This window comes from Erwinia sp. QL-Z3 (assembly GCF_004551645.1).
Classification (GTDB): Bacteria; Pseudomonadota; Gammaproteobacteria; order Enterobacterales; family Enterobacteriaceae; genus Erwinia; species Erwinia billingiae.
Window position 1 is genome coordinate 4,146,619 of record NZ_CP037950.1, and the last position, 24,025, is coordinate 4,170,643.

A 24,025-nucleotide genomic window follows, 5' to 3' on the forward strand; every position below is an offset into this window, starting at 1 on the left:
TCAGTGGTAGTTGACCATCACCTGATTGCTGATCACCCGCAGATCCTTGTTTAGTCGCCCTTTCCCCTGCACGCCGTAGACAAAATGCAGGCTCTGGTTAGCGGCAAGATTGCTCAGGCCGCGGGTTGCGCCGCTGGCACCGTCGAGCGCCACACAGCGGGTTTCGGCACACAGGTGCACCATCATGCCTGAAGGCACCGGGCCGTTAACCACATAGCGCCAGGCCACTTCGGTAATCGAACCGTCCACCGCTTCAGAAGCGGTCAGCGCCGGCGATGCCGCCTGCATCCCGCGATTTTGCAGGCCAGGCCCGATCGAGCTGGCCTGCCAGGCACCGCCGGCGGCCAGGACAACGCCCGGGAAACAGAGCAGCAGTAGCAGCATTTTCATCAGTGACCTCCAATGGTCGACGTCATGCGGATATTACGGTTATCGCTCAATTCAAGATTCGAGATCACCATCAGCTGCGGCATATTGCGGCGCAGGAAGCGGGCCAGCAATGCACGCAGCGGATGGTTAACCAGCAGCACCGGCGGTGCGCCTAATGATTCCTGATGATCCAGCGCGCCCTGCGCCTGCGCCATCAGACGATCCGCCAGGCCCGGCTCGAGTCCGCCACCGCCCTGCAGCGCCTGCAGCAACAGACGTTCAAGGGTGGTATCCAGCCCAATCACCTGCACTTCACCGGTACCCGGGAACCACTGCTGGGTAATGGCGCGGCCCAGTGCAACGCGAACCACCGACGTCAGCTCATGCGGATCGGTTTGTACCGCAGCATGCTCCGCCAGCGTCTCGATAATGGTGCGCATATCACGGATTGAAACGCGCTCGGCCAGCAGGTTTTGCAGCACCTTATGCAGCGTGGTCAGGGAAATCACCCCTGGGATCAAATCTTCGGTCAGCTTTGGCATCTCCTGGGTCACGCGATCCAGCAGCTGCTGCGATTCCTGACGGCCAAACAGCTCGCTGGCGTACTGACCAATCAGGTGGTTAAGGTGTGTTGCCACCACGGTACTGGCTTCCACCACGGTAAAGCCCTGGATTTGCGCCTGCTCTTTCAGCGCACTGTCAATCCAGGTGGCAGCCAGACCGAACGCCGGATCGACGGTCGGTTCGCCCGGCAGCGTGCCGGCGGCGGTGCCAGGGTTGATCGCCATCCAGCGGCCAGGATAGGCATCACCGCTGCCAATTTCGACGCCTTTCATCAGGATACGGTAGCGCGCAGGCGGCAGATCCATGTTGTCACGGATATGCACCACCGGCGGCAGGAAGCCCATCTCCTGGGCGAATTTTTTGCGGATACTGCGGATACGGCCCAGCAGCTCACCATCCTGCTGATGGTCGACCATCGGGATCAGGCGGTAACCGACTTCCATGCCCAGCGAATCTTCCAGCTGCACATCGCCCCAGGAGGCTTCGGTATTGGAAGAGGCTTCAACCTGTTTGGTTGGCGCCGGGGCTGCCGCTTTCGGTTTGGTCTCTTTACCGCGCAGATACCAGGCGAGGCCCAGCAAGGCGGCGGTGAACATCAGGAACACCAGGTTTGGCATGCCCGGCACCAGGCCTAACAGGCCCAGAACGCCGGCACTCAGCATCATGACGCGCGGGTTTTTGAAAAGCTGGGTGACCATCTGCTCGCCAACATCCTGATCGGTGCCGACGCGGGTGACGATCACACCTGCTGCGGTTGAGATCACCAACGCCGGGATCTGTGCAACCAGGCCATCACCGATGGTCAGCAGCGTGTAGCTTTCCGCCGCGTGCCCCACGTCCATCCCGTGCTGGATAACGCCGACTAACAGTCCGCCGACCACGTTAATCACCATGATCATGATACCGGCGATGGCATCACCACGAACGAACTTACTCGCACCGTCCATTGAACCGTAGAAGTCGGCTTCCTGGGTCACATCAGAACGGCGTTTTTTCGCTTCTTCTTCGCCAATCAGGCCGGCGTTAAGGTCGGCGTCGATGGCCATCTGTTTGCCGGGCATGCCGTCAAGCACGAAACGCGCGCCCACTTCGGCGATACGGCCCGCACCCTTGGTGATAACCATAAAGTTGATGATCACCAAGATGATAAACACCACGATACCGATGGCGAAGTTACCGCCCACCAGGAAGTGACCGAAGGCTTCAACCACCTGTCCAGCCGCACCAGCTCCGGTGTGGCCTTCCATCAAAATGATACGGGTTGAGGCAACGTTCAGCGCCAGGCGCAGTAACGTTGAGAACAGCAAAATGGTGGGGAAAGCGGCGAACTCCAGCGTTTTCTGGGTGAACATCGCCACCAGAAGCACCATGATCGACAGCGCAATATTAAAGGTGAACAGCAGATCCAGAATGAAGGGCGGCAGCGGCAGCACCATCATCGACAGGATCATCAGAATCAATACCGGCCCGGCCATCACCTGCCATTGGGTATCTTTAAAATTCGGTAACCGTAATATTGCGGCCAGATTCGCCATTAGTCTTCATCTCTTATGACAATATCCAGTCCTTCCGGGACGGTTAAATTGTCAGGTTTTTTCGGGGCCAGGCCACCCTCCAGCTTCCAGCGACGGAGTTGCCAAACCCAGGCCAACACTTCTGCGACGGCGGCATATAACGTTCCCGGAATATGCTGACCAATCTCACTGTGTCGGTATAAGGCACGCGCCAGCGGCGGTGCTTCTAAAATCGGAATGCGGTGTTCTTTGCCCAACTCACGGATGCGCAGGGCAATCTCGCCGGCCCCTTTCGCCACCACTTTCGGCGCGCTCATCTTGCGTTCGTCGTACTGTAAGGCCACGGAATAGTGCGTCGGGTTGGTGACGATCACGTCGGCCTTTGGCACATCCGCCATCATGCGTCGGCGGGCGGCGGCGCGCATCTGCTGACGAATGCGGCCCTTCACGTGCGGGTCACCTTCCTGCTGCTTGTACTCATCGCGGATATCCTGGCGCGTCATGCGCAGGCCCTTGAAATAACTGTACAGCTGCCAGAACACGTCAAACATCACCATCGGCGACAGTCCAAACACCACCAGCACGCTACACATCGCAATCATATTTAACGAATTGGCTAAGGCGTTATACGGTGATTCGCTGATCAGTCGCAGCATATCGGGCCAGTGATGACGGATATACAGCCAGGTGACGCAGCCGACCAGAATCGCCTTCAGCACCGACTTCAACAGCTCTGCAGCCGTCTGGCCGGAGAACAGTTTGCCAATGCCTTTAATCGGGTTCATCTTGCCAACATCAAACTTAATGGCTTTACCGCTGATGACCACGCCGCCCAGCAGCATCGGTGCGGCAATCGCCACCAGCACTAAACCGGCCATCATCGGGATCAGCGTGAAGATCCCCTGCTGCACCAGGTTGCCCAGTAAATGCAGCATCTGGCTGGTGTCGCTGACCACGGAATGGTTGAATTTGAGCCCATCGGCCAGCAGCGCGCCGATCTTTCGTGCCATTGTCGCCCCGGTGATCCACAAAATACTCAGTCCCGCCACCAACATCAGCACGGAGGTCAGCTCGCGCGAACGCGGAATTTGCCCTTCTTCTCGTGCTTTTTCTATTCGGTGGGGGGTTGCGGATTCGGTCTTTTCCTCTTCGCTGTCTCCGGCCACGGCAGCTTACCTTCAATACGGAATTTCAGGTGCCAGCATGCCAAATTGGCGCAGGGATAATGCCGCGAGTAAACGCGTAAAATGGGGGTTATTTGCGGGATGGTAAAAATAGCAGGAGCTGGCGGGCGCCAGCTCCTGTCACAGACAAGCTTAAAACCCGAGGCTGTCCAGTAAATCGTCCACCTGATCCTGATTCGCTACCACGCCAGGCGCGGTACCGTTAATCTGCGGACCATTGAGCAAGCTGTCCACATCCTTCTTCGGACGGGAAGCCTGTTCTGGCATGTTATCCAGCAGCACCATTAACAGCTGGCGCTCGATTTCCTGGATAACGTCCATCATGCGCTTGATCACCTGACCGGTCAGGTCCTGGAAATCCTGTGCCATCATGATTTCCATCAACTGTGCGTTGGTGAAAGCGGTGTGTTCAGGCACAGACTCCAGATAGCCACGGGTATCCGAAACCAGAGAGCGGGCATCCGCCAGTTCGATAGGATTTTCAAACCATTCATCCCAACGGCCTTTCAGCGCCTTCGCTCCATCTTCCATCAGCGTCTGACGTGGCTGTGAAGCTTCCACGCAGTTCAACGCGCGTTCTGCCGCCTGAGCGGTCATTTGCACTACGTAATCCAGGCGGTCGCGGGCATCCGGAATTGCTTCCGCCGCTTCAGCAATAGCTTGATCCAGTCCCAATTCACGCAGGCTGTCGCGCAACATCCGCGTCAGCGAACCAATTCGGGAGATAATGTCGTTGGCAGAAGCCGCATCAACATTTGGTGTCGGAAGTGTGCTCATCTCGGCTCCTTACATACCCAGCTTTTCGAAGATTTTGCCTAACTTCTCTTCAAGGGTCGCTGCTGTAAAAGGTTTAACGACGTAGCCGCTGGCACCAGCCTGAGCAGCCGCAATAATGTTCTCTTTTTTGGCTTCCGCCGTGACCATCAACACCGGTAACTTGGCCATAGCCGCATCGGCACGGATGGTCTTCAGCAGTTCCAGACCGTCCATGTTGGGCATGTTCCAGTCAGACACCACGAAATCAAATCCACCGGCACGCAGCTTGTGCAGCGCATCCACACCATCTTCAGCTTCTTCAACGTTGTTGAAGCCGAGTTCTTTTAACAGGTTACGGACGATACGACGCATCGTGTTGAAGTCGTCGACCACCAGAAACCGCATATTTTTATCAACCATACCCACTCCCGTTTTTTTGTAGCCCGCTGGACGGGCGCTGCGTTAAATACGTAATGCCTGTCCGGCGCTAATTTTGGCCAGCATGTGCTGACTGATTTGGTGAAGATCCACCACTTCACTGGCTCCCCCGAGGGCGATTGCCTCTCTTGGCATGCCAAATACCACACAACTTGCTTCGTTCTGGGCGATGGTCCAGGCACCTGCCTTGTTCATCGCCAGCAATCCGGCGGCACCGTCGTTACCCATACCGGTCAGGATCACCCCGACGGCGTTACGACCGGCATACTGCGCCACCGACTTAAATAAGACGTCGACCGACGGTTTATGACGATTGACCGGCGGTCCTTCGTTCAGTTTGACCTGATAGTTCGCCCCGCTGCGCACCAGCTCAAGGTGCATGGCACCCGGCGCGATGTACGCGTGGCCTGGCAGAATACGCTCACCATCTTCCGCTTCTTTCACCGTGATCTGACAGAGCTTGTTCAGGCGCTCGGCAAATGAACGGGTGAAGCCGGGTGGCATATGCTGAGTAATCAACAGTGCCGGGCTGGTCGCCGGTAACGGCTGCAGCACATGGCGAATCGCTTCGGTTCCGCCGGTTGAAGCGCCAATGGCGATCAGCTTTTCACTGCTCAGCAACGGCCCCGCTTTCAGCATCACCGGCGCAGGCTGTGCGCCACGCGCATGCAGTTTTGCTCGGGAGGCCGCGCGGACCTTATCAGCAATCATCTGGCTGTAGGCCAGCATCCCTTCACGGATCCCCAGCGACGGCTTGGTAACGAAGTCCACGGCACCCAGCTCCAGCGCACGCAGCGTCACTTCCGATCCCTTCCCGGTCAGCGACGACACCATCACCACCGGCATCGGTCGCAGGCGCATCAGCTTTTCCAGAAAATCCAGTCCGTCCATGCGTGGCATTTCCACATCCAGCGTCAGCACGTCCGGGTTAAATTCTTTGATCATGTCCCTTGCCACTAAAGGATCCGGTGCCGAGGCGACCATCTCCATATCTGCATGGCTGTTAATGATTTCTGTCATCAGCTGTCGCATCAATGCAGAGTCATCAACACATAACACTCTGATTTTTCCCATTATCTTTCCTTAGTCAGTCCGTAGACTGTCTGGCCGCGCAGATAGAACTCTTTACTGATCTGGCTAAAGTTCTCGGAGTGACCGGCGAACAGGATCCCGCCGGGTTTCAACATCGAGACAAAACGCCGTAAGATCTTTTCCTGTGTTTCTTTATCGAAATAGATCATCACATTACGGCAAAAAATGGCGTCGAACGGGCCCGGTAGCGCCCACTCGCTGCCCAGCAGATTCAGCTGAGCAAAATTAATGGTGTTTGCCAGCTCGGGACGGACTCTTACCATCCCGGAATGCGGGCCGGTGCCCCGGAAGAAGAAACGTTGCAGCTGCTGTGGAGACAGCGTGCGTAACTCTTCCTGGCGATAAACACCGCTCAGCGCCTTCTCCAGCACCTGCGTATCAATGTCGCTGGCATGGACCTGGAATTTCCCTGGCCCTGCGCCCAGCGTTTCCGCCAGCGTCATGGCGATGGAGTACGGCTCTTCACCCGTGGAGGCCGCCGCACACCAGACGTTAAAACTGCCCGCCCGGCGTTTGGCGTGTTCGGCCAGAATCGGGAAGTGGTGCGCCTCACGGAAAAATGCCGTCAGGTTAGTGGTCAGCGAGTTAATAAACGCCTGCCACTCCGGGCTGTTGGAATCACTCTCCAGCAGCGCAAGGTAACGACCAAAATCGTCGATACCCAACATCCGCAACCGCCGGACCAGCCGGTTGTAAACCATCTCCCGCTTGTGATCGGCGAGAACGATGCCAGCACGCTGGTAGATCAACTGACTGATACGCTTAAAGTGCGTATCCGATAACGGCAGGCGCTGAACCATCTGGGACAGCAGCGTGGCGTTCTCCTGCGGGGCTAACAACGTCGATTTTTTCATGTAGGGCTACCCTGCAACGTACTGATTAAGGGGGTAAAACACCGCTATATTCCCTGTATGCCGTCCGGATAACCTGGCTGGCCATCTGCGTCCAGTGTAAATCTGGTCACCGTGCCCGTCAGATGGTCGGCTTGAGCTTCAAGGGCTTCTGTGGCTGCTGCCGCTTCCTCTACCAGCGCGGCGTTCTGTTGTGTTACCTGATCCATCTGGCTGACTGCCTGTGCAACCTGCTCAATGCCGCGACGCTGTTCATCAGAGGCTGAAGCTATTTCGCCCATGATGTCGTTGACGCGCGTGACCGACTGCACAATCTCGTCCATGGTTTCGCCCGCTGAAGCCACCAGCACCGCGCCCTGATCGACGCGATCCACCGACGCTTCAATCAGCGCTTTAATCTCTTTTGCCGCCTGCGCGCTACGTTGCGCCAGGTTGCGGACTTCGCCGGCGACCACCGCAAAGCCTCTGCCCTGCTCGCCGGCGCGTGCCGCTTCCACCGCGGCATTCAGCGCCAGGATGTTGGTCTGGAACGCGATGCCGTCAATCACCCCGGTGATATCACCAATTTTCTTCGAGCTGCTGGCAATCTCACTCATGGTGGTGACCACTTTGCCGGTCAACTGCCCGCCTTTATGGGCGGTGGTTGAGGCCTCTTTTGCCAGCTGAGAAGCCTGGCGGGCATTTTCGGCATTGCCGGTCACGGTAGCGGTCAGCTGCTCCATACTGGCGGCGGTTTCGGCCAGTGACGCGGCCTGCTGCTCGGTACGGGCAGACAAATCGTTGTTGCCTGACGCAATCTCACGGATGCCGGTGTGCATGGCGTGCGTGCCATCACGTACGCTGCTGACCGTCTCTGCCAAGGATTTCTGCATGGCGTTGAGGCTGATAAACAGCTGGCTGAGCTCATTACGCCCTTCCGTTTCGATGGTGCCGCCCAGGTTGCCCGAGGCGATACGTTCAAAGTGGCCACGCATTCTGGACAGTGGCGCGATAACCGCACGGCGCACCCACCAGATACCGCTGAAGGTCACTAACAGGCAGAGCACCACCGCCACGATAAAGATAATTTTCGACTGGGCATAAAAGCCTTTCCCGGCCTGGTTAGCGTGTTCGCGCAGCAGATCGATGTGCTTCATCCACTGGTTGTACTGAACCTGAAATTTGTCCTGCTTGCCCTGCGTCGGCGAGTCGAGGAAGTCCTGTAACTGATAATTCTGTAAATAGGCAATCAGCTGAGAAAGTTCGTGGGCATAAACGTCATAGGCCTCATTCATCGACTTTTTCAGCGCGCCACCCGCCGGTGTGGTTTCCGGGATCGCATTGAAGCGCTTAAAAGCATTATCGGCAGCATTCAGATCTTCCTGAGCCTTTGCCATCAAACTTGTTACCTGATCGCGCGGTAAACTCAGTGCGGCACGCGTTCCGGCACGGCTCAGCGTGACGCGAGCGCTCAGTAAGGCCGCCCAGGTTTCGCCCAGCGCTTCACGCTGATTACTGCTGACTTCGACGTCCTGCAAGTTGCGGGCATCAAGGCGGAAAGAATTAAAAGACAAACCGTTACCGACAATCTGCATCACGCAGAACAACCCCAACAGTAGGAAAATTGCGCTAGAAATACGTATACGACTCACCATCAAAGCCTCCAGGTTTTGCCGCCCAAGATGAGCGGCAAAAAAGTCTGTTAGAAAGTTTCCCAATTATCGTTGGATGTCGGTGCGGCCAGCGCTTTACGCGGTGCGGCTGCCGGCATTAACAGTGGGTTTTTATTTGCCTTACTGGTATTAACGGCCTGGATGACATTTTCTTTACGGATTCTGAATACGGCGACCGCCTGAGTCAGTCTGCTGGCCTGTTCTTCCAGCGCGGCGGCGGCTGCCGCAGACTCTTCCACCAGCGAGGCGTTCTGCTGGGTGACGCGATCCATCTCGGTCACAGCGGTGCCCACCTGGTCGATGCCCTTGCTCTGCTCGTCCGACGCCGAGGCGATTTCGCCCATGATGTCGGTGACGCGGGTCACCGCGCTGACGATATCGGCCATGGTCTCTCCGGCGCTTTCCACCAGCACCGAGCCGGTATCGACGCGGGCCACGGAGTCTTCAATCAGCCCTTTAATCTCTTTTGCCGCCTGCGCGCTGCGCTGGGCCAGGTTACGTACTTCGCCTGCCACTACCGCGAAGCCACGTCCCTGCTCACCGGCACGGGCCGCTTCCACCGCGGCGTTCAGCGCCAGGATATTGGTCTGGAAGGCAATGCCGTCGATGACGCTGGTAATGTCAGCAATCTTCTTCGAGCTTCCGGCGATGTCGTTCATGGTTTTCACCACGCCATCCACCACCTTGCCGCCTTTCTGCGCGGTTTCTGAGGCGCTGAGCGCCAGCTGAGAGGCCTGACGGGCGTTCTCGGCGTTCTGTTTCACCGTGGCGGTCAGCTGCTCCATACTGGCAGCAGTTTGCTCCAGCGAGGCCGCCTGCTGTTCGGTGCGCGAGGAGAGATCGTTGTTGCCGGCGGAGATTTCGCTGGCGCCGGTATAAATCGCATCGGAACCGTCGCGGACATCGCTGACCGTGCGGACCAGCGACTGCTGCATTTCACGCAGGCTGTCGGCCAACTGGGTCATTTCGTTGCGCCCTTCTGACTCAATTGACTGGGTCAGATCGCCGCTGGCGATATGGCGGATATGTTCGATATTGGTGCGTAACGGACGCAGTAGGATTTTATAGATGCCGCTCCAGGCCAGCGCGATCACCAGCAGGGAGATCACCAGCACCGCTAACAGCAGCCACAGGGTATGCTCGTAAGCGCGACTGTTGGCCTCAACGCCCTCGGCGGTCAGCCGGTTATTGGTTTCCAGCCAGTCGTTATAGGTTTTTTCAAACTGATTTTGGTAGCTCTGGGTTGGCTGCGCGATAAAGTCGGTGAACTTGCCGGTCTGCATCATCACAATCAGGTCGGCCAGCGCATCGTGCAGCTGCTTATAATTGGCATGCAGCTGCTTGATGTTCTCAGCGATTTTGCCCTTTTCGGACAGGTTGGCGTCAAATACCGCCATCGACTTGTCAGCGATATCCAGCTCTTGCTGTACCAGCACCAGCAGTTCCTTCACCGTGGCACCCGAACCCATTTGATTCGCATCCTGCAGGTAGCGGATCCCGGCGCGGTTCAGGGTATTACGCGCCTGAACCAGAGAGACCCAGGAGGTGCCCATTGACTGCTGTAACACACGCAGACGCTGGTTAAACGCAAAATTATCTTTGTCATTCTTGACCGTATGGAAAAACAATCCGCCGGTGCCAAACTGCAGCAACGCAAACAGCACCAGTACGCTGACCAGGCCGGTAACAACCTTTATCCGTTTGAACATGACTACCTCAGGAAGGGGAAACAACTGGCACTGTTATCGGCAAAGGGAATGGGATCTTTATGCAGATATCCGCCGATCGCTCAGCGGATAATCTTATGACGGCATTTTTACTGCGGAGAGCGGATTAAAAGGTTTCCCAGTTGCTGTCCGAGGCAACCGGCGCGGAGGCTTTGCGCGCCACCGGCGATGCTGCCCGTTTCACGGTGCTGGCTTTCGCCGCCGGTGTGAAACCGGACTCTTTGCGCACGCGGAATACTGCAACGGCCTGCGTCAGACGGCTGGCCTGATCTTCCAGCGCGGCGGCCGCCGTGGCGGATTCTTCCACCAGCGAGGCATTCTGCTGCGTCACGCGGTCCATTTCGGTCACGGCGGTGCCCACCTGGTCGATGCCTTTGCTCTGCTCATCAGAGGCAGAGGCAATCTCGCCCATAATGTCGGTCACGCGGGTCACGGCGCTGACGATATCCGCCATGGTTTCGCCTGCGGTACCCACCAGCACGGTGCCGCTGTCAACGCGCGCCACGGAGTCTTCAATCAGCCCTTTGATCTCTTTCGCCGCCTGCGCACTGCGCTGGGCAAGGTTACGCACTTCACCGGCAACCACTGCGAAGCCACGACCCTGCTCGCCGGCACGCGCCGCTTCCACCGCAGCGTTCAGCGCCAGGATGTTGGTCTGGAAAGCAATCCCGTCGATCACGCTGGTAATGTCAGCAATTTTCTTCGAACTGCCGGCAATGTCGCTCATGGTTTTCACCACGCCATCCACCACCTTGCCGCCTTTCAGCGCGGTTTCAGACGCGCTAAGCGCCAGCTGAGAGGCCTGACGGGCGTTTTCGGCGTTCTGCTTCACGGTGGCGGTTAACTGCTCCATGCTGGCCGCGGTTTCTTCCAGCGAGGCAGCCTGTTGCTCGGTACGGGCAGACAGATCGTTATTGCCGGCGGCAATTTCACTGGCACCGGTATAGATCGCATCGGAACCGTCGCGCACGTCGCTAACGGTACGTACCAGCGACTGCTGCATCTCCAGCAAACTGTTTGCCAGTTGGGCCATTTCATTACGGCCTTCTACTTCGATGGTATGCGTCAGGTCGCCGCCCGCAATGTGGCTGATGTGGGCAATGTTGTTCTGTAATGGCGTAATCAGGATCTTGCGCAGGCCCACCCAGCACAGGGCGATCAGCGCGACAACCAGTACCATGATGGTGCCAATCACCCACAGCATTTTGCTGTACGCCGCTTCGTTGGCCTTCACGCCCTGCACGGTGATTTCATTCAGGGCAGTACGCCACAGGGTATAGGCCTGCTGCATATCATTCTGCTTCTGCTCGATGTTCAGTTTGAACATCTCAGGCAGCTGCTTGCTCTGCATCAAATCCAGCATGGTCGACAGCGCTTTGGAATAGCTGACGTAGTTCTGCTCAAGGTCATCAACCACTTTCGGGTCAACACCCTTGGTGTTCGGGATGGCTTGATAGCGCGCGTAAGATTTGTCGGCATCAGCCAGCAGTTTCTTACCCTGATCGGAAATCGCGGTCAGCGACGCGCTGTTGATGCTGTTGGCCGTTTCACTCTGCAGACGCAGCATGCCGCGGTTCAGGGTGATGCGGGTCTGGTTCAGTGCAATCCACGCGTCGGTGAAGGACGCCACGTTGTCACTGGAATTTTGCGCAATGGAAAAACTGTCTTTATCGCTGGTCAGCGCGCCAATAAATATGCCGCCAGAGATCAGCTGCAATGAGCCAAAAACGAGCAGGACCAGCAGCAGGCTGGTGACCACTTTGATGCGTGTGAACATAGAGAACCCTTGGTGTGTAAAAGTAATAACAACACCGGATCTATCGGCTTTTCAGGGCCATACTTTATGTTGTGAGAGAGATATTTTGCGGGGATTTATTTTGCTATATAAAACAAAGACGAAATAATATTGTAACTAAAAAAAGGGCCCTGCGTGTTGCGCAAGGCCCTTTTTCAACAGGAAAAACAACGGTTATCAGGCGCTACGCAGCACGTCGACTAACGCCATTTCTTCGCTGTTCAGCAGCTTCTCAATATCGACCAGAATCAACATGCGATCGCCCAGTGCACCCAGGCCGGTCAGATATTCGGTAGACATGGTCACTGCGAATTCCGGGGAAGGACGGATCTGATCCTGGGTCAGTGACAGCACGTCAGACACGCCGTCAACCACGATACCGACCACGCGCTGTTCCAGATTCAACACGATCACCACGGTGTTTTCGTTATACCCGACATCGGACTGCGCGAACTTAATGCGCAGGTCGATGATTGGCACGATAACGCCGCGCAGGTTGGTCACGCCTTTGATAAAGGAAGGCGTGTTGGCGATGCGGGTAACCTGATCGTAACCGCGGATCTCCTGCACTTTCAAAATATCGATGCCGTATTCTTCGTCACCCAGCGTAAACACCAGGAACTCCTGACCTACGGTTTCGCCAGTGAGTTTAGAGACAGTTGCCATTCCATTCATAATTCTACCCTTAATCGGTTAAAGTCAGGCTGCGGCTCCCGCCACACGCTTTTCACGGTTGAGAGACTGCAGAGCCGATACGTCGACAATCAGCGCCACGCTGCCATCACCGAGGATGGTTGCTGCCGAGATACCCGGCACTTTGCGATAGTTGCTTTCCAGATTTTTAACCACCACCTGGTGCTGGCCAATCAGCTGATCGACCAGCATCGCATAGCGTTTACCGGCGCTTTGCAGGATCACCACGATGCCCTGCGTTGCTTCGGTTTTTGCGCCCTGCACATCGAACACGTTCCACAGCTCAACCAGCGGCAGGTATTCACCCCGCACTTCCAGCACGCGCTCGCCACCGGCCAGCGGATGCAGATCGTCTGCCAGCGGTTGCAGTGATTCCATCACCGCGTTCAGCGGCAGAATGAACACTTCGTTAGCCACGCGAACGGACATGCCGTCGAGGATGGCCAGCGTCAGTGGCAGCAGAATACGAATGGTGGTGCCTTTACCCTGCTTCGAGGAGATTTCGACGTGACCGCCCATCTCCTGGATATTTCGTTTCACCACGTCCATGCCGACACCGCGACCCGAGACGTCAGTCACCTGCTCCGCCGTGGAGAAGCCAGGGGCGAAGATCAGCATGCCCACTTCTTCATCGCTCATCGATTCGCTGACCGGCAGGCCAGACGACAGCGCTTTCGCCAGGATACGTTCACGGTTCAGACCGGCACCGTCATCAACCACTTCGATGCAGATGTTGCCGCCCTGATGTTCCGCGGACAGGATCAGGTTACCGATGGCGTCTTTGCCGGCGGCCAGACGTTTTTCCGGGGTTTCGATACCGTGATCCAGACTGTTACGCACCAGGTGCGTTAACGGGTCAATAATGCGTTCGATCAGGCTCTTATCCAGCTCGGTCGAGCTGCCTTGCAGGGTCAGCTCCACTTCTTTACCCAGCTTGCTGGCCAAATCGCGCACCAGACGTGGGAAGCGGCTGAAGACATATTCCATCGGCATCATACGGATGGACATCACCGATTCCTGCAGGTCACGGGCGTTACGTTCTAACTGTCCCATGCTGTTCAGCAGGTCGCCGTGGGCAACCGGATCCAGTTCACCGGAACGCTGCGCCAGCATCGACTGGGTGATAACCAGTTCGCCAACCAGGTTAATCAGCTGGTCCACTTTCTCTACCGCAACGCGGATACTGGTGGATTCGCTGGCTTTGGCAGCCGCTTTTTTCGGTGCTTCACGTTTCGCCGGCGTAATGTCGGTGACCGTGGCCAGCGGTGCGGCCGGCTCTTCAGCCACCGCTTCAACGATTGGCTCAACCGCTGTTGCTGCTGACGACGCCGTCAGGAACTGGATCTGCGCTTCTTCAATCACAAAGCACAGCACCGCAACGATGTCATCCTGATCGACGGTAGAGTCAAGGGTCACTTCAACCGAGGTTTCGCCTTTCACCACGTCAGAAACGGTGCCCAGATTCCCCAGTTCTTCCAGCATTAATGGAATTTCTGCCGGTTTCAGGTCCACCAGCGCCAGTCTCAGACCGGCGGCCGCCACAGGCGCGTTCGCCGCGGCTGCCAGCGTTTTAGGCGGTTCAATCACTTCACCCTTGGCTTCTAACGCTAACTGGCGCAGCGCCTGACAGATGTATTCAAACGTCGCGGCATTCGGTTCCGTGGCGGTTTTATAGGCATCCAGCTGTTCTTGCATAATATCTTTGGTTTCCAAAAACAGGTTGATGATATCGGTGCTCAGCTGCATTTCGCCGCGACGAGCGCCGTCGAGAATATTTTCCAGAATATGCGTGGTTTCCTGTAACACAGTGAAACCAAAGGTACCCGCCCCGCCTTTAATCGAGTGGGCCGCACGGAAGATAGCGTTAAGCTGTTCCGAATCCGGTTCCTGTGGGTCTAACCCCAGCAGGTGTTGTTCCATATCGGCCAACAGTTCGTCGGCTTCATCGAAAAACGTTTGATAAAAATCGCTAATATCCATGCTCACGGGATCACCTCTGCTGTGAGTCGCGATCGGTCTGGGCCGCCGGTACCGGGTTAGCCGGAGCGGATGCTGTCGGTTTTACCTGATCGCCTGCTGGCTCAGCCACTGGGGGTTGAGGGTCTGGTTTTTTTGTGGCATCGGCAGGGAGTGCCGGTGCGACGATTTCTTTAAGACTGCCCGCATTGCTGTCGCTGATTTGCGTCGCGTCGCTCTCCGAGTTTTCTTTCTCAATCTGCAGCTCCGTGTCGTGGTTCAACACCAGCAGACTGATTCGACGGTTTACAGCATCATCCGCGCCGCGGTTTTTTAAACTCATGGTGTCGGCCATCCCGACCACGCGCAGCATCTTGCCGCTATCCAGTCCGCCGGTGACCAGCTCACGCCGTGAGGCGTTCGCGCGGTCGGCAGATAGTTCCCAGTTACTGTATCCGCGGTCGCCGTTGGCATACTGAAAATCATCGGTATGGCCGGCAAGGCTGATTTTGTTCGGTATATCGTTCAGGATCGGTGCAATTGCCCGCAAAATATCGCGCATATACGGCTCAACTTCCGCGCGACCGGTTTTAAACATCGGCCGGTTCTCGCTGTCGATAATCTGAATACGCAGCCCCTCTTCCACCATATTGATGATCAAATGGGGACGCAGGGCCTTCAACCGTGGATCCGATTCGATCAGCTGGTCGAGCTTTTCACGCAGACGGTTAAGACGGATTTCATCCAGCTTGCGTTTCTGCGCATCCATATCCACCACCTTGTGGACCTCGCCCGATTTCTGGGTTGGGTCCTCGCCACCGCCGGGGATCACGCTGATGCTTTCGCTACTTTTTGAACCGCCGGTCAGTGCCACTTTCAACGGCGTCTTAAAGTAATCGGCAATCTGCACCAATTCCTGAGGGTTCGCGATCGACAACAGCCACATCACCATAAAGAAAGCCATCATCGCGGTCATAAAGTCGGCATAGGCAATCTTCCATGAGCCGTGACCGCCCTCATGTCTTTTATGCTTCTTTTTCTTAACCAGAATAATGGGGTGATTGTTATGCTTCATGCGTCATGCGTCCTGGTCTGAAGTCTGTTTCGCTGGTGATTTTGCGTTACGGACATGCTCCTCCAGCTCGGTAAACGACGGTCGGTCGGTTGAGTACAGCGTCTTACGACCAAACTCAACCGCGATTTGCGGCGCATAGCCATTCAGGCTGGAGAGCAACGTCACTTTGATGCACTGCATCATCTTGGTGGTTTCTGCACATTTCTGGCGTAACACCCCGGCCAACGGAGAGATAAATCCGTAGGCCAACAAAATGCCGAGGAAGGTTCCCACCATCGCGTGTGCGACCGATGCCCCTAACTCTGCTGCCGGGCGATCGGCGGATGCCAGCGTATGTACCACCCCCATTACCGCCGCCACGATGCCGAAAGCCGGGAGAGAATCGCCTACCGTTTGCAGCGCCGTTGCCGGCACTTCGCATTCGTGTTCGTAGGTTTCAATCTCTTCGTCCATCAGCGCTTCGATTTCAAAGGCGTTCATATTGCCGCTGACCATCAGACGCAAATAGTCGGTAATGAAGTCCACTAATCTTTTATCGGCAAGGATGCGCGGGTAATTAGCAAAAATTTCACTTTCCTGCGGACTTTCAATATCCGCTTCCAGCGATAACATGCCCTGCTGGCGGGATTTGGCCATAATGCGGTACAGCAAGGCCATCAGATCCATATAGACGGCTTTGTTATATTTTGAGCCGCGCATTAATAATGGCAGTGCCTTCATGGTGGCTTTAATGGCTTTGCCATTATTCCCCACGATAAATGCGCCAATACCGGCGCCGCCGATGATCAACAATTCTGAAGGTTGATAGAGAGCGCCAAGGTGGCCACCGACCATCGCGTAGCCCCCCAACACCGACCCGAGTACCAGGATATACCCAATAATAATTAACACACTAAATCCTTACGTCTGGTGACGTGTGGGTTGAAGAAGAGCGCTTCAGGATGTTTCTACCCGCCGCAGGCAAAAAAAAAGCAGCGGTTAAATAACCGCTGCTGGATGCATTCCACGTTGTGAGGAGAATTAAACGGCTTGTTTAATCTCTTCCTCCAGCAGTTGTGAAATGTTATCGGCAGATTCCCCGATAAGTTTACGTCTTTTTACCGCACGGGATGGCGGCTGGCACAGGCTGCAGACAAAGCTGCCAACTGGCTGGTGTGCGTGGTTGATGAAACTGCCGTTGCAGCTTTTGCAATCGGACAGTTCGAGCATTCCGCTCTCAACAAACCGGACTAAGGTCCAGGCGCGGGTCAGCGCCAACAGCGGGCCTTCGTCCTGTTGCGGGCACTGTTCGAGATAGAGTCGGTACGCTTTGATTACCGCGTCCACACCCTTGCTCAACCCGCTTTTGAGAAGGAACTGCCAGGCGTTACAGAACATAGAAGAGTGAATGTTCTGTTCCCAGGTCATAAACCAATCGGTTGAGAACGGCAGCATGCCTTTCGGCGGTGGGCTACCGCGCAGTTCTTTATATAATTTAATTAAACGGCCACGACTCAGCTGCGTTTCGCTTTCTAACATTTGCAGACGCGCGCCCAGCGAGATCAACTCCATCGCTAATTGAATATCGCGCGCTTCCTGGACAATACTTTTTTCACTCATTAGCTCGCTCTCTTTTTAGGCAACTCGTCGCTTTTACCCGACACGGTGCGTAATAAACGGCTGGATAACAGAATACCGGTGTGGATTTGCTGTAAATCGTCCACGCGTGATTCCTGCGTTAAGCGAGTAATTGTATTGTGGTCGTTAAAACGAAACTGACAAACAAGCTGATTCGTTTCAGCTAACTTCACCATTTCAGGCAGAGTTAATTGAGAAAGTGTATCTGCCATCGCTTCATCGATACCGAGACGAAACATCGCAGAGGCTTTTTCCTGGTTAATGAGGCGTTGTGCAAGCAATAAATAAGACAAGTTGATGTCGTAAATATGTTTGAGTAATTCTGATGTACCCATTTTTTTTTCCATCCTGACTGACACTACTTAAACGTTTGCGGATTACGCCGCTACCTTGGTTGCTGATTTGTAGAGCTAAGTTGGCAAATAATTTAGTGGCAGAAGCCAAACGTTTGCGAAGCTGTAAGGTGCCAAATAGCGCCTGTCCAGAAAGTAGTCATTAACTCATTTTGCCAGTACTGCTTCCCTGTTTTCCGTCCGCTTTATCTGACCTTAGAGTCAGACTTTTCTTACTACCTTTTAGGACTATTCCGAAAACAAGGCAACTCTATCCCCTCTGATTTAGACATACAACGAGGGCCAGGCCAAATTTTAGATAAAGTGTGATGCAGATCACACTTTTGGGGTAATTTAACTAAAATAACCCTTCAGCGATACTGTTGATTAGTTCACTAACTAATCAATTTACCCCCTTTTTGTCAGTTTTTAACATGTTTGGAACATTTCCAAATGAAAACGATTCTGGTTACGAGTATTAAACGGAACGGGTGCGTGATTTAGATCAATATCAGCTCAACTATCTGTGTTGACAAAAATAATCAGAATTTAATGCTGGATATGCGAGGTAAGTAGCGATCACAAAATAGTCACGAAAGGTGACTGTCAGGGATGTGTATGATGACTGAAATGTGACATAGCGCAGGTTTCTATCAGTAAGCGATAGCGTTTCGTAAGCCTTATCCGGCTTGTGTTTAGGGCGTGTAAAGGGATGTAATCGGTAGTTACATTAGTGATATGAATGTTTTAGCGGAATTGTGAGCTATCAGGGTAAGTATCGGCACACTGCAGACAATCTTTAGTGAAAAGGGTCAATTTTCGTTATTTTTCTTATAAATGGCTCTTTTTTGAGGAAAACTTAGACCCCTGTCTCATTTATGGTGCTGATTTTGGTCGAAAAAAAGGGCGATCTGAGATCGCCCTTTTGGTTACTGGCACAGATTATGCTAGTCGCGGAAAGGTGGCGACCTTATTGGCCTCCCCCTGCTCCGGTGTGCGCAGCTTTACAGCCTGCAAATCCTTCAGATAGGTTTTACGCCAGTTACTGATATCGTTGCGGCGCAGCACGGCCATCATGTCGTTATAACGAGAGATACGCTCGTTCAACGGCATGGTCGCTGCCTGGTTCAACGCGGCGGCCACTTCATCACGATCGTAAGGGTTCACAATCAGTGCGGAGGTGAGCTCGTTGGCGGCACCGGCAAAGCGAGACAGCACCAGCACACCCGGATCGTTCGGGTCCTGTGCGGCGACATATTCTTTCGCCACCAGGTTCATGCCATCACGCAGCGGCGTCACCAGACCAATATCGGTCAGGCGGAAGATTTTCATCAGCAGACGGCGATCGAAGTGCTGATTAAGGTAATACAGCGGCGTCCAGCCCAGCGTGCCGTATTTACCGTTAATGCGACCGGCTTCCGTTTCCAGCTGATGGCGAATGTCCTGATAGGCCTGCACGTCACCGCGCGAGGTCGGGGCAATCTGCGAATAACGGATCTTGCCGTGATGCTCAGGATAGTTCTCCAGCAGCGCTTCATAAGCGAGGAAACGCTCAGGCAGCCCTTTGGAATAATCCAGACGCTCACAGGCAATGATGTTTTTCGCATCGCCCAGATCTTTTTTCATTGCAGCCATCTTCGGCGGCAATGGCCCTTCCGCCATCTCTTTAATGCTGTCTGGCTCGATGCCGATCGGGTAGACCTCAGTGGCGAAGGTGTTGCCAAAGGCGCGATGCTGCTTACCGTCAGTCTGCAACTGCGTCATCAGCGACAGGCATTCGAGGAACGCCGTGCGGTCACTTTCTGTCTGGAAGCCCAGCAGATCGTAATCACACATCATTTCCAGCAGCTCATTGTGCGGCGGCAGCGCATTGAAGATTTCCGGCGTTGGGAACGGAATATGCAGGAAGAATCCGATGCGGTTATTCACGCCCAGCTTACGCAGCGCGGCCGCAAATGGCAGCAGGTGATAATCGTGGATCCACAGCACATCATCCGGCTTCAGCAGCGGCAGCAGGCGGTTAGCCAACAGCGTGTTGACGTTGCAGTAGCCTTCCCACGCTTCACGCTGGAAGTTAACCAGGTCAAGCCGGTAGTGGAAAGCGGGCCACAGCACGGCATTGGAGAACTGCAGATAATACAGGTCGTAATCGTTTTGATTCAGCCCGAAAGAGGCGTAGGTGACGTTGTCCTGTTCGAACAGGTCCATATCTTCGTCATCTTCACCGATTTCATTGATTTCGCCGTTCCAGCCAAACCACAGTCCACCGGTGGTTTTCAGGGCATCCACGATCCCGACAGTCAGACCGCCTGCGCTGGCCTTGGTCCCATCAGGTACAGCGATGCGGTTAGATACGACTACTAAGCGACTCATAACCTTGACTCCTTACCGACGTTGTTTCGTCTTGATCTAGTTGTAATAGTGTTTGTTCAAGCCAGTGGTAAACCGCAGCGACGTCCGGTAACCGGTAGCCGGCCTCCGTTGGTCCCTCGCCCACTTTAATGGCGATGCCGTCCATAGCATTGATAACCTTAAATCCGGCTTCATCTGTCACATCGTCGCCGATGAACACAGGCGTTCTGCCGGCGAACGGGGCCTGCTGCATGATCGCGTCAATCGCAGCCCCTTTACTGACGCCTTTCGGTTTCAGCTCAACCACACATTTGCCCGGTTGCAGAGCCAGCACCGGGAAACGTTCGACCATCGCCTCGGCCAGCGCCAGCACGTCCTGCTGATAGTGTTCCGCACGCCGGTAGTGCAGCGCGAAGGCCATTCCTTTGGTTTCAAGTTGGGTATCCGGCATTTTTGCCATCGCGTCGCCCAGTAAAGCAGAGAGCGAACAGGCGACGTCATCCGGCAGGGACAGGCGTTCAATGTTGTCCTGGCCGTCGCGTCGTTCAGCACCGTGAACGCCAGCCAGTGGGAGGTGTAAGGGTGCGACTAACGCGTCCAGCTCAGACATCGGCCGGCCCGAAACCAGTGCCAGCGCGCCATCGGTCAGGCGGCTGAGGCGGTCCAGGTGAGAAATCACTTCTCCGGGGATAAACACTTCATCCGGACGGGACTGAATGGCAGCCAGAGTACCATCGACATCGAAGAAAAAAGCATACCGGCCGCTGGCGGATAACGGGGGCGCGGATTCATTCTGGGTGTTCAAAGTATTCCTCCTGATTGAGTGTGTTACGGCGATACGTTCATCAGGCTGTGTTACGGCCCAACTCACGGGGGAGGGTCAGATGGCGTATCTGATCACCCACAACGCACGAGGAAAACGCAGCAATATCAGCATTCAGTATAGACGCTGATCCCGACTCTGCCAGACAATACGCGGCTTTGAGCCCGGATCGATGCATCCAGCCTGCCAAATTACTGGGGAAAAAGACATAGGAGAAAGGCGAAATGTTTAGCGGGAATGACTCGGAAAAACTGTGAGTGAAACGGGTAATTGTTCAGGCGGAACGATCCGCCTTTACTCGACCTTCAGGCTACCGGCTTCATCCACAGCGCGTCAACATTGATGCCGTGCCAGTTCGTGGACTCTTCCGGGCCGGTGATGCTGTCCCAGCAGAAGCGATCGGCGAGGTCGACGATCTCCGGTGACAGCCTCTGGTTGGTGACCAGTGAATAAAAAACGCAGACTTTGGGTTGCAGCAGTGAGCCTCCGCCCGGCTCGGCGACCACCGCAATGCGTCCTGAGGCGAGACGCACGGTGGAGCCCACCGGATAGATGCCCACCGCCTTCACAAAGGCGAAAAACACCTTGCGGTCGAAGTGCCCTTCCCAGCTGGCCATTTGGTGCATGGCGCTGGCCGGATTCCAGCCTGCCTTATAAGGCCGGTTAGAGGTCACCGCATCATAGACGTCGCAGACCGCCGCCATCCGCGCCAGCAGCGAGATTTTTTCACCGGCCAGGCCATGCGGATAGCCACGGCCATCGAATTTTTCATGGTGGTGTAACGCCACGTCCAGCAGATCTTCGCCGCCGCCGCTTTTTCGCAGCAGCGCTTCGCCAATCACCGGATGCTGTTTCATGATGTCGAACTCGGCGTCGGTCAGCTTGCCGGGCTTGTTAAGGATGTCCAGCGAGATCCCGGCTTTTCCCACGTCATGCAGCAGCCCGGCGGTTCCCGCCCGCCGCACCTGCTCTTCTTCCAGCTGCAGCTGCCTGGCCAGCGACACCATCAGCGCGCAGACGGCGACCGAATGCAGATAGGTGTAATCATCATGGGTTTTCAGCCGCACCACGCTCAGCAGCGCGGCAGGATGCCGGCTGATCGATCCGCCGATTTCAACCACCAGCGGCAGCGTGCTGACAGTGTCAATGGTACGTCCCAGCCGGGCATCGCTGAACATATCCATTACCTGCCCTTTGGCATTCAGGCAAATCGCCTGCGCCTGCTCAACTTCTTGATGCATGCTGATGGGACCACGCGGCACGTCCGCCTGGTCTTCTTCAATCTCTGTTTCTGTTTCGTCCGGCGCCCGCCCTTTAGACAGATCGATCCAGACTTCTTTAATGCCGTTTTCTGCAATCACCTGGATCTGCAGATCGGTGGTCAGCAGCATGTCGTTGTGGACGAGCGGATGCTTGAGCCAGAAAACCTCCAGCTTATGCACATACATCCCAACGCGCAGCGCCTGTACCTGAATTCGCCTGATCATCCTGTGCCTCTTTGCCAGTTCCTCCATTCAGCACAGGTATCGGCCTTGCCTGAAAAAGCTTCAGTGAATGCGGCGAGGGACCGCATCTTTTACTTAATTTTTACATTTACGCAGGCCGCAATTCCGCCCCGTTTTTTCAGGCAGAAACTAAATTCCTCAGCAGAACAAGCGCGTAGGTTTTTCCGCAGATTCAGAGGTTGATTGCCAGCGCGGATTGATAATACTGTATATAAACACAGTAACATTGAGTCATCATTATGCACATGCACCAACTTGTTGTTTCTCCGCGTCCTCTCACCATCCCGTTGTTCGTTGAACGGGTCGCCTGCGGGTTTCCCTCGCCAGCGGCCGATTACGTGGAATCGCGGATAGACCTGAATGAACTGCTGGTCAGCCATCCCAGCGCGACCTACTTTATCCGCGCGGCGGGAAATTCGATGATCGAGGGCAATATTAACGACGGCGATATGCTGGTGGTAGACAGCTCGTTAAAGCCACAGCATGGCGATCGGGTGATTGCCGCCATTGATGGTGAATTCACCCTGAAGAAATTGCAGCTGACGCCTTCGGTGAAGCTGCTGCCGATGAACCCCAGCTACGCCGCCATCGATATCGACGACGAAGCCGGGCTGAGCGTGTTCGGCGTGGTGACCTTTATTATTTATGCGGCGCGCTGAGAGAGTGAACTCAGGGGTTGATCACCTGTGACCGATCGCCGGCAAAAAAACGGGTGAGGTTGTCGAACGCCACGCGGAAATAGGCCTCGTAGCTGGCCTGCTCGACGTAACCGAGGTGCGGCGTACAGAGCACGTTCGGCATCTGCAACAGCGGCGAGGCCGGATCGTACACCGGCTCCTGCTCGTAGACATCCAGCGCGGCAAAGCCCGGACGTCCCTGACCCAGGGCATGCAGTAGCGCACCGGGCGCGACCAGCTCGGCCCTGCTGGTATTCACAAACAGCGCATCCGGTTTCATCGCCAGCAGATCGGCCTGGGTTATGCTGGCTGCGGTGGCCTCGACCAGTCGCAGGTGGATTGTCAGGATATCGCTGGTGGCAAACAAGGCGGTGCGATCGGTGGGCACGCTGTGACCATCGCGCAGCGCTTCCTCGCGGGCGCGTTCGCTACCCCATACCTGCACCTGCATACTAAAGGCACGGGCATAACCGGCAATCAGCTTGCCAATTTTGCCGTAGCCAAGGATGCCGAGGGTTTGCCGGTTAACCGCCCTGCCGATCTCCGTTTGCCAGCGTCCGGCGGCCATGGCATTCACCGAGGACACCAGCTTACGGCGGGAAGCCATAATCAGCAGCCAGGTCAGTTCTGCAGGCGCCACCGGCGAGCCGGTTCCTTCCACCACCGCCACGCCAGCCCGCTGGCAGGCCGCCAGATCGATATTACGCGCCACTTTGCCCGTCTGGCTGATTACCTTAAGCTCTGGCGTTTTTTGCAGAAACGCAGCATCAATCTGCGTACGCTCGCGGATCAAAATCAGCGCCTGAGCCGTCGCCAGCACTTCGCTGGCATGCGGATCGTCCGCCAGGTCGCCCAGCGCGCGGCACTGGAAGGCTGGATTATCGTGCAGGAAATCAAGCTGAGCGGTTGCCCGCTGGTAATCATCCGGTATCGCAATAGGTATAACCACGAGCTTCTCCTGAGACTGACGAGGTGCCTATCAGAATAATGCCCGATGGGCTGCTGAGCGAGAACTCTCTTGCCAGTCACCCCGCTTTCTGGCATTTTGGAAAT

Annotated in this window: 21 protein-coding genes; 1 reads left to right on the forward strand and 20 read right to left on the reverse strand. The window is 55.6% G+C overall.

Annotated elements, in window-relative coordinates:
- The 19 genes from E2F51_RS19840 to E2F51_RS19930 all read right to left on the reverse strand — a co-directional run bounded on the left by E2F51_RS19840 (position 1) and on the right by E2F51_RS19930 (position 22,277).
- On the reverse strand, positions 1–390 hold the full coding sequence (locus tag E2F51_RS19840; protein ID WP_013202544.1) for a flagellar protein FlhE: 390 nt from the start codon (positions 388–390) through the stop codon (positions 1–3).
- Entirely contained in the window at positions 390–2,468 is a 2,079-nt protein-coding gene (flhA, locus tag E2F51_RS19845) for a flagellar biosynthesis protein FlhA (RefSeq protein ID WP_134824325.1), read from the reverse strand. Before flhA ends, E2F51_RS19840 begins: the two co-directional genes overlap by 1 nt.
- Positions 2,468–3,613, reverse strand: a complete 1,146-nt coding sequence (gene flhB / locus E2F51_RS19850) for a flagellar biosynthesis protein FlhB (RefSeq protein ID WP_013202546.1) — start codon at positions 3,611–3,613, stop codon at positions 2,468–2,470. The genes flhA and flhB overlap by 1 nt, the downstream gene beginning before the upstream one ends.
- 150 nt (positions 3,614–3,763) lie before the next feature.
- Positions 3,764–4,408: a protein phosphatase CheZ gene (gene cheZ, locus E2F51_RS19855; RefSeq protein ID WP_134824326.1), complete on the reverse strand. Its 645-nt coding sequence runs from the start codon at positions 4,406–4,408 to the stop codon at positions 3,764–3,766.
- A 9-nt stretch (positions 4,409–4,417) separates the two neighbouring features.
- Positions 4,418–4,807, reverse strand: a complete 390-nt coding sequence (gene cheY / locus E2F51_RS19860; protein WP_013202548.1) for a chemotaxis response regulator CheY — start codon at positions 4,805–4,807, stop codon at positions 4,418–4,420.
- A 42-nt stretch (positions 4,808–4,849) separates the two neighbouring features.
- Positions 4,850–5,899: a chemotaxis response regulator protein-glutamate methylesterase gene (locus E2F51_RS19865; protein ID WP_013202549.1), complete on the reverse strand. Its 1,050-nt coding sequence runs from the start codon at positions 5,897–5,899 to the stop codon at positions 4,850–4,852.
- Positions 5,899–6,771, reverse strand: a complete 873-nt coding sequence (gene cheR, locus E2F51_RS19870; protein WP_134824327.1) for a protein-glutamate O-methyltransferase CheR — start codon at positions 6,769–6,771, stop codon at positions 5,899–5,901. The genes E2F51_RS19865 and cheR overlap by 1 nt, the downstream gene beginning before the upstream one ends.
- A 44-nt stretch (positions 6,772–6,815) precedes the next feature.
- Positions 6,816–8,402 (reverse strand): methyl-accepting chemotaxis protein, encoded by a 1,587-nt coding sequence (locus E2F51_RS19875; RefSeq protein WP_134824328.1) that lies wholly within the window; start codon positions 8,400–8,402, stop codon positions 6,816–6,818.
- 47 nt (positions 8,403–8,449) lie between these two features.
- The gene (locus tag E2F51_RS19880) at positions 8,450–10,129 is read right to left on the reverse strand and encodes a methyl-accepting chemotaxis protein (protein ID WP_134824329.1); all 1,680 of its coding nucleotides are present in this window, start codon (positions 10,127–10,129) and stop codon (positions 8,450–8,452) included.
- A gap of 124 nt (positions 10,130–10,253) precedes the next feature.
- The gene (locus E2F51_RS19885; RefSeq protein ID WP_134824330.1) at positions 10,254–11,924 is read right to left on the reverse strand and encodes a methyl-accepting chemotaxis protein; all 1,671 of its coding nucleotides are present in this window, start codon (positions 11,922–11,924) and stop codon (positions 10,254–10,256) included.
- A gap of 195 nt (positions 11,925–12,119) precedes the next feature.
- Positions 12,120–12,617 (reverse strand): chemotaxis protein CheW, encoded by a 498-nt coding sequence (cheW, locus tag E2F51_RS19890; protein ID WP_013202554.1) that lies wholly within the window; start codon positions 12,615–12,617, stop codon positions 12,120–12,122.
- A 24-nt stretch (positions 12,618–12,641) separates the two neighbouring features.
- Positions 12,642–14,615 (reverse strand): chemotaxis protein CheA, encoded by a 1,974-nt coding sequence (cheA, locus tag E2F51_RS19895; RefSeq protein ID WP_209215572.1) that lies wholly within the window; start codon positions 14,613–14,615, stop codon positions 12,642–12,644.
- Between the two features lie 10 nt (positions 14,616–14,625).
- Positions 14,626–15,666 (reverse strand): flagellar motor protein MotB, encoded by a 1,041-nt coding sequence (gene motB, locus E2F51_RS19900; RefSeq protein ID WP_013202556.1) that lies wholly within the window; start codon positions 15,664–15,666, stop codon positions 14,626–14,628.
- A 3-nt stretch (positions 15,667–15,669) separates the two neighbouring features.
- Positions 15,670–16,557, reverse strand: coding sequence for a flagellar motor stator protein MotA (gene motA / locus E2F51_RS19905; protein WP_013202557.1), 888 nt, complete (start codon positions 16,555–16,557; stop codon positions 15,670–15,672).
- Between the two features lie 129 nt (positions 16,558–16,686).
- The gene (gene flhC / locus E2F51_RS19910; protein WP_013202558.1) at positions 16,687–17,265 is read right to left on the reverse strand and encodes a flagellar transcriptional regulator FlhC; all 579 of its coding nucleotides are present in this window, start codon (positions 17,263–17,265) and stop codon (positions 16,687–16,689) included.
- Positions 17,265–17,618, reverse strand: a complete 354-nt coding sequence (flhD, locus tag E2F51_RS19915) for a flagellar transcriptional regulator FlhD (protein WP_041692028.1) — start codon at positions 17,616–17,618, stop codon at positions 17,265–17,267. The genes flhC and flhD overlap by 1 nt, the downstream gene beginning before the upstream one ends.
- Before the next feature lie 939 nt (positions 17,619–18,557).
- Entirely contained in the window at positions 18,558–19,988 is a 1,431-nt protein-coding gene (gene otsA / locus E2F51_RS19920; protein WP_041692029.1) for an alpha,alpha-trehalose-phosphate synthase, read from the reverse strand.
- The gene (otsB, locus tag E2F51_RS19925) at positions 19,963–20,772 is read right to left on the reverse strand and encodes a trehalose-phosphatase (RefSeq protein ID WP_134824332.1); all 810 of its coding nucleotides are present in this window, start codon (positions 20,770–20,772) and stop codon (positions 19,963–19,965) included. The genes otsA and otsB overlap by 26 nt, the downstream gene beginning before the upstream one ends.
- Positions 20,773–21,095: 323 nt before the next feature.
- Positions 21,096–22,277 carry an HD-GYP domain-containing protein gene (locus E2F51_RS19930; protein ID WP_134824333.1) on the reverse strand — a complete coding sequence of 394 codons (1,182 nt, stop codon included), beginning with the start codon at positions 22,275–22,277 and terminating at the stop codon, positions 21,096–21,098.
- A gap of 257 nt (positions 22,278–22,534) precedes the next feature.
- On the opposite strand from E2F51_RS19930, the gene umuD reads away from it, so the two are divergent.
- Entirely contained in the window at positions 22,535–22,954 is a 420-nt protein-coding gene (gene umuD, locus E2F51_RS19935; RefSeq protein ID WP_013202564.1) for a translesion error-prone DNA polymerase V autoproteolytic subunit, read from the forward strand.
- 10 nt (positions 22,955–22,964) lie between these two features.
- Here the strand turns inward: umuD and E2F51_RS19940 are convergent, their stop codons facing one another.
- Positions 22,965–23,921, reverse strand: coding sequence for a D-2-hydroxyacid dehydrogenase family protein (locus E2F51_RS19940; RefSeq protein WP_134824334.1), 957 nt, complete (start codon positions 23,919–23,921; stop codon positions 22,965–22,967).
- Between the last annotated feature and the right edge of the window lie 104 nt (positions 23,922–24,025).

Coding starts and splice junctions, on each gene's coding strand:
- E2F51_RS19840 (WP_013202544.1), bottom strand. CDS start 390: ATGAAAATGCTGCTACTGCTGCTCTGTTTCCCGGGCGTTGTCCTGGCC.
- flhA (WP_134824325.1), bottom strand. CDS start 2,468: ATGGCGAATCTGGCCGCAATATTACGGTTACCGAATTTTAAAGATACC.
- cheZ (WP_134824326.1), bottom strand. CDS start 4,408: ATGAGCACACTTCCGACACCAAATGTTGATGCGGCTTCTGCCAACGAC.
- cheY (WP_013202548.1), bottom strand. CDS start 4,807: ATGGTTGATAAAAATATGCGGTTTCTGGTGGTCGACGACTTCAACACG.
- E2F51_RS19865 (WP_013202549.1), bottom strand. CDS start 5,899: ATGGGAAAAATCAGAGTGTTATGTGTTGATGACTCTGCATTGATGCGA.
- cheR (WP_134824327.1), bottom strand. CDS start 6,771: ATGAAAAAATCGACGTTGTTAGCCCCGCAGGAGAACGCCACGCTGCTG.
- E2F51_RS19875 (WP_134824328.1), bottom strand. CDS start 8,402: ATGGTGAGTCGTATACGTATTTCTAGCGCAATTTTCCTACTGTTGGGG.
- E2F51_RS19880 (WP_134824329.1), bottom strand. CDS start 10,129: ATGTTCAAACGGATAAAGGTTGTTACCGGCCTGGTCAGCGTACTGGTG.
- E2F51_RS19885 (WP_134824330.1), bottom strand. CDS start 11,924: ATGTTCACACGCATCAAAGTGGTCACCAGCCTGCTGCTGGTCCTGCTC.
- cheW (WP_013202554.1), bottom strand. CDS start 12,617: ATGAATGGAATGGCAACTGTCTCTAAACTCACTGGCGAAACCGTAGGT.
- cheA (WP_209215572.1), bottom strand. CDS start 14,615: ATGGATATTAGCGATTTTTATCAAACGTTTTTCGATGAAGCCGACGAA.
- motB (WP_013202556.1), bottom strand. CDS start 15,666: ATGAAGCATAACAATCACCCCATTATTCTGGTTAAGAAAAAGAAGCAT.
- flhC (WP_013202558.1), bottom strand. CDS start 17,265: ATGAGTGAAAAAAGTATTGTCCAGGAAGCGCGCGATATTCAATTAGCG.
- flhD (WP_041692028.1), bottom strand. CDS start 17,618: ATGGGTACATCAGAATTACTCAAACATATTTACGACATCAACTTGTCT.
- otsA (WP_041692029.1), bottom strand. CDS start 19,988: ATGAGTCGCTTAGTAGTCGTATCTAACCGCATCGCTGTACCTGATGGG.
- E2F51_RS19930 (WP_134824333.1), bottom strand. CDS start 22,277: ATGATCAGGCGAATTCAGGTACAGGCGCTGCGCGTTGGGATGTATGTG.
- umuD (WP_013202564.1), top strand. CDS start 22,535: ATGCACATGCACCAACTTGTTGTTTCTCCGCGTCCTCTCACCATCCCG.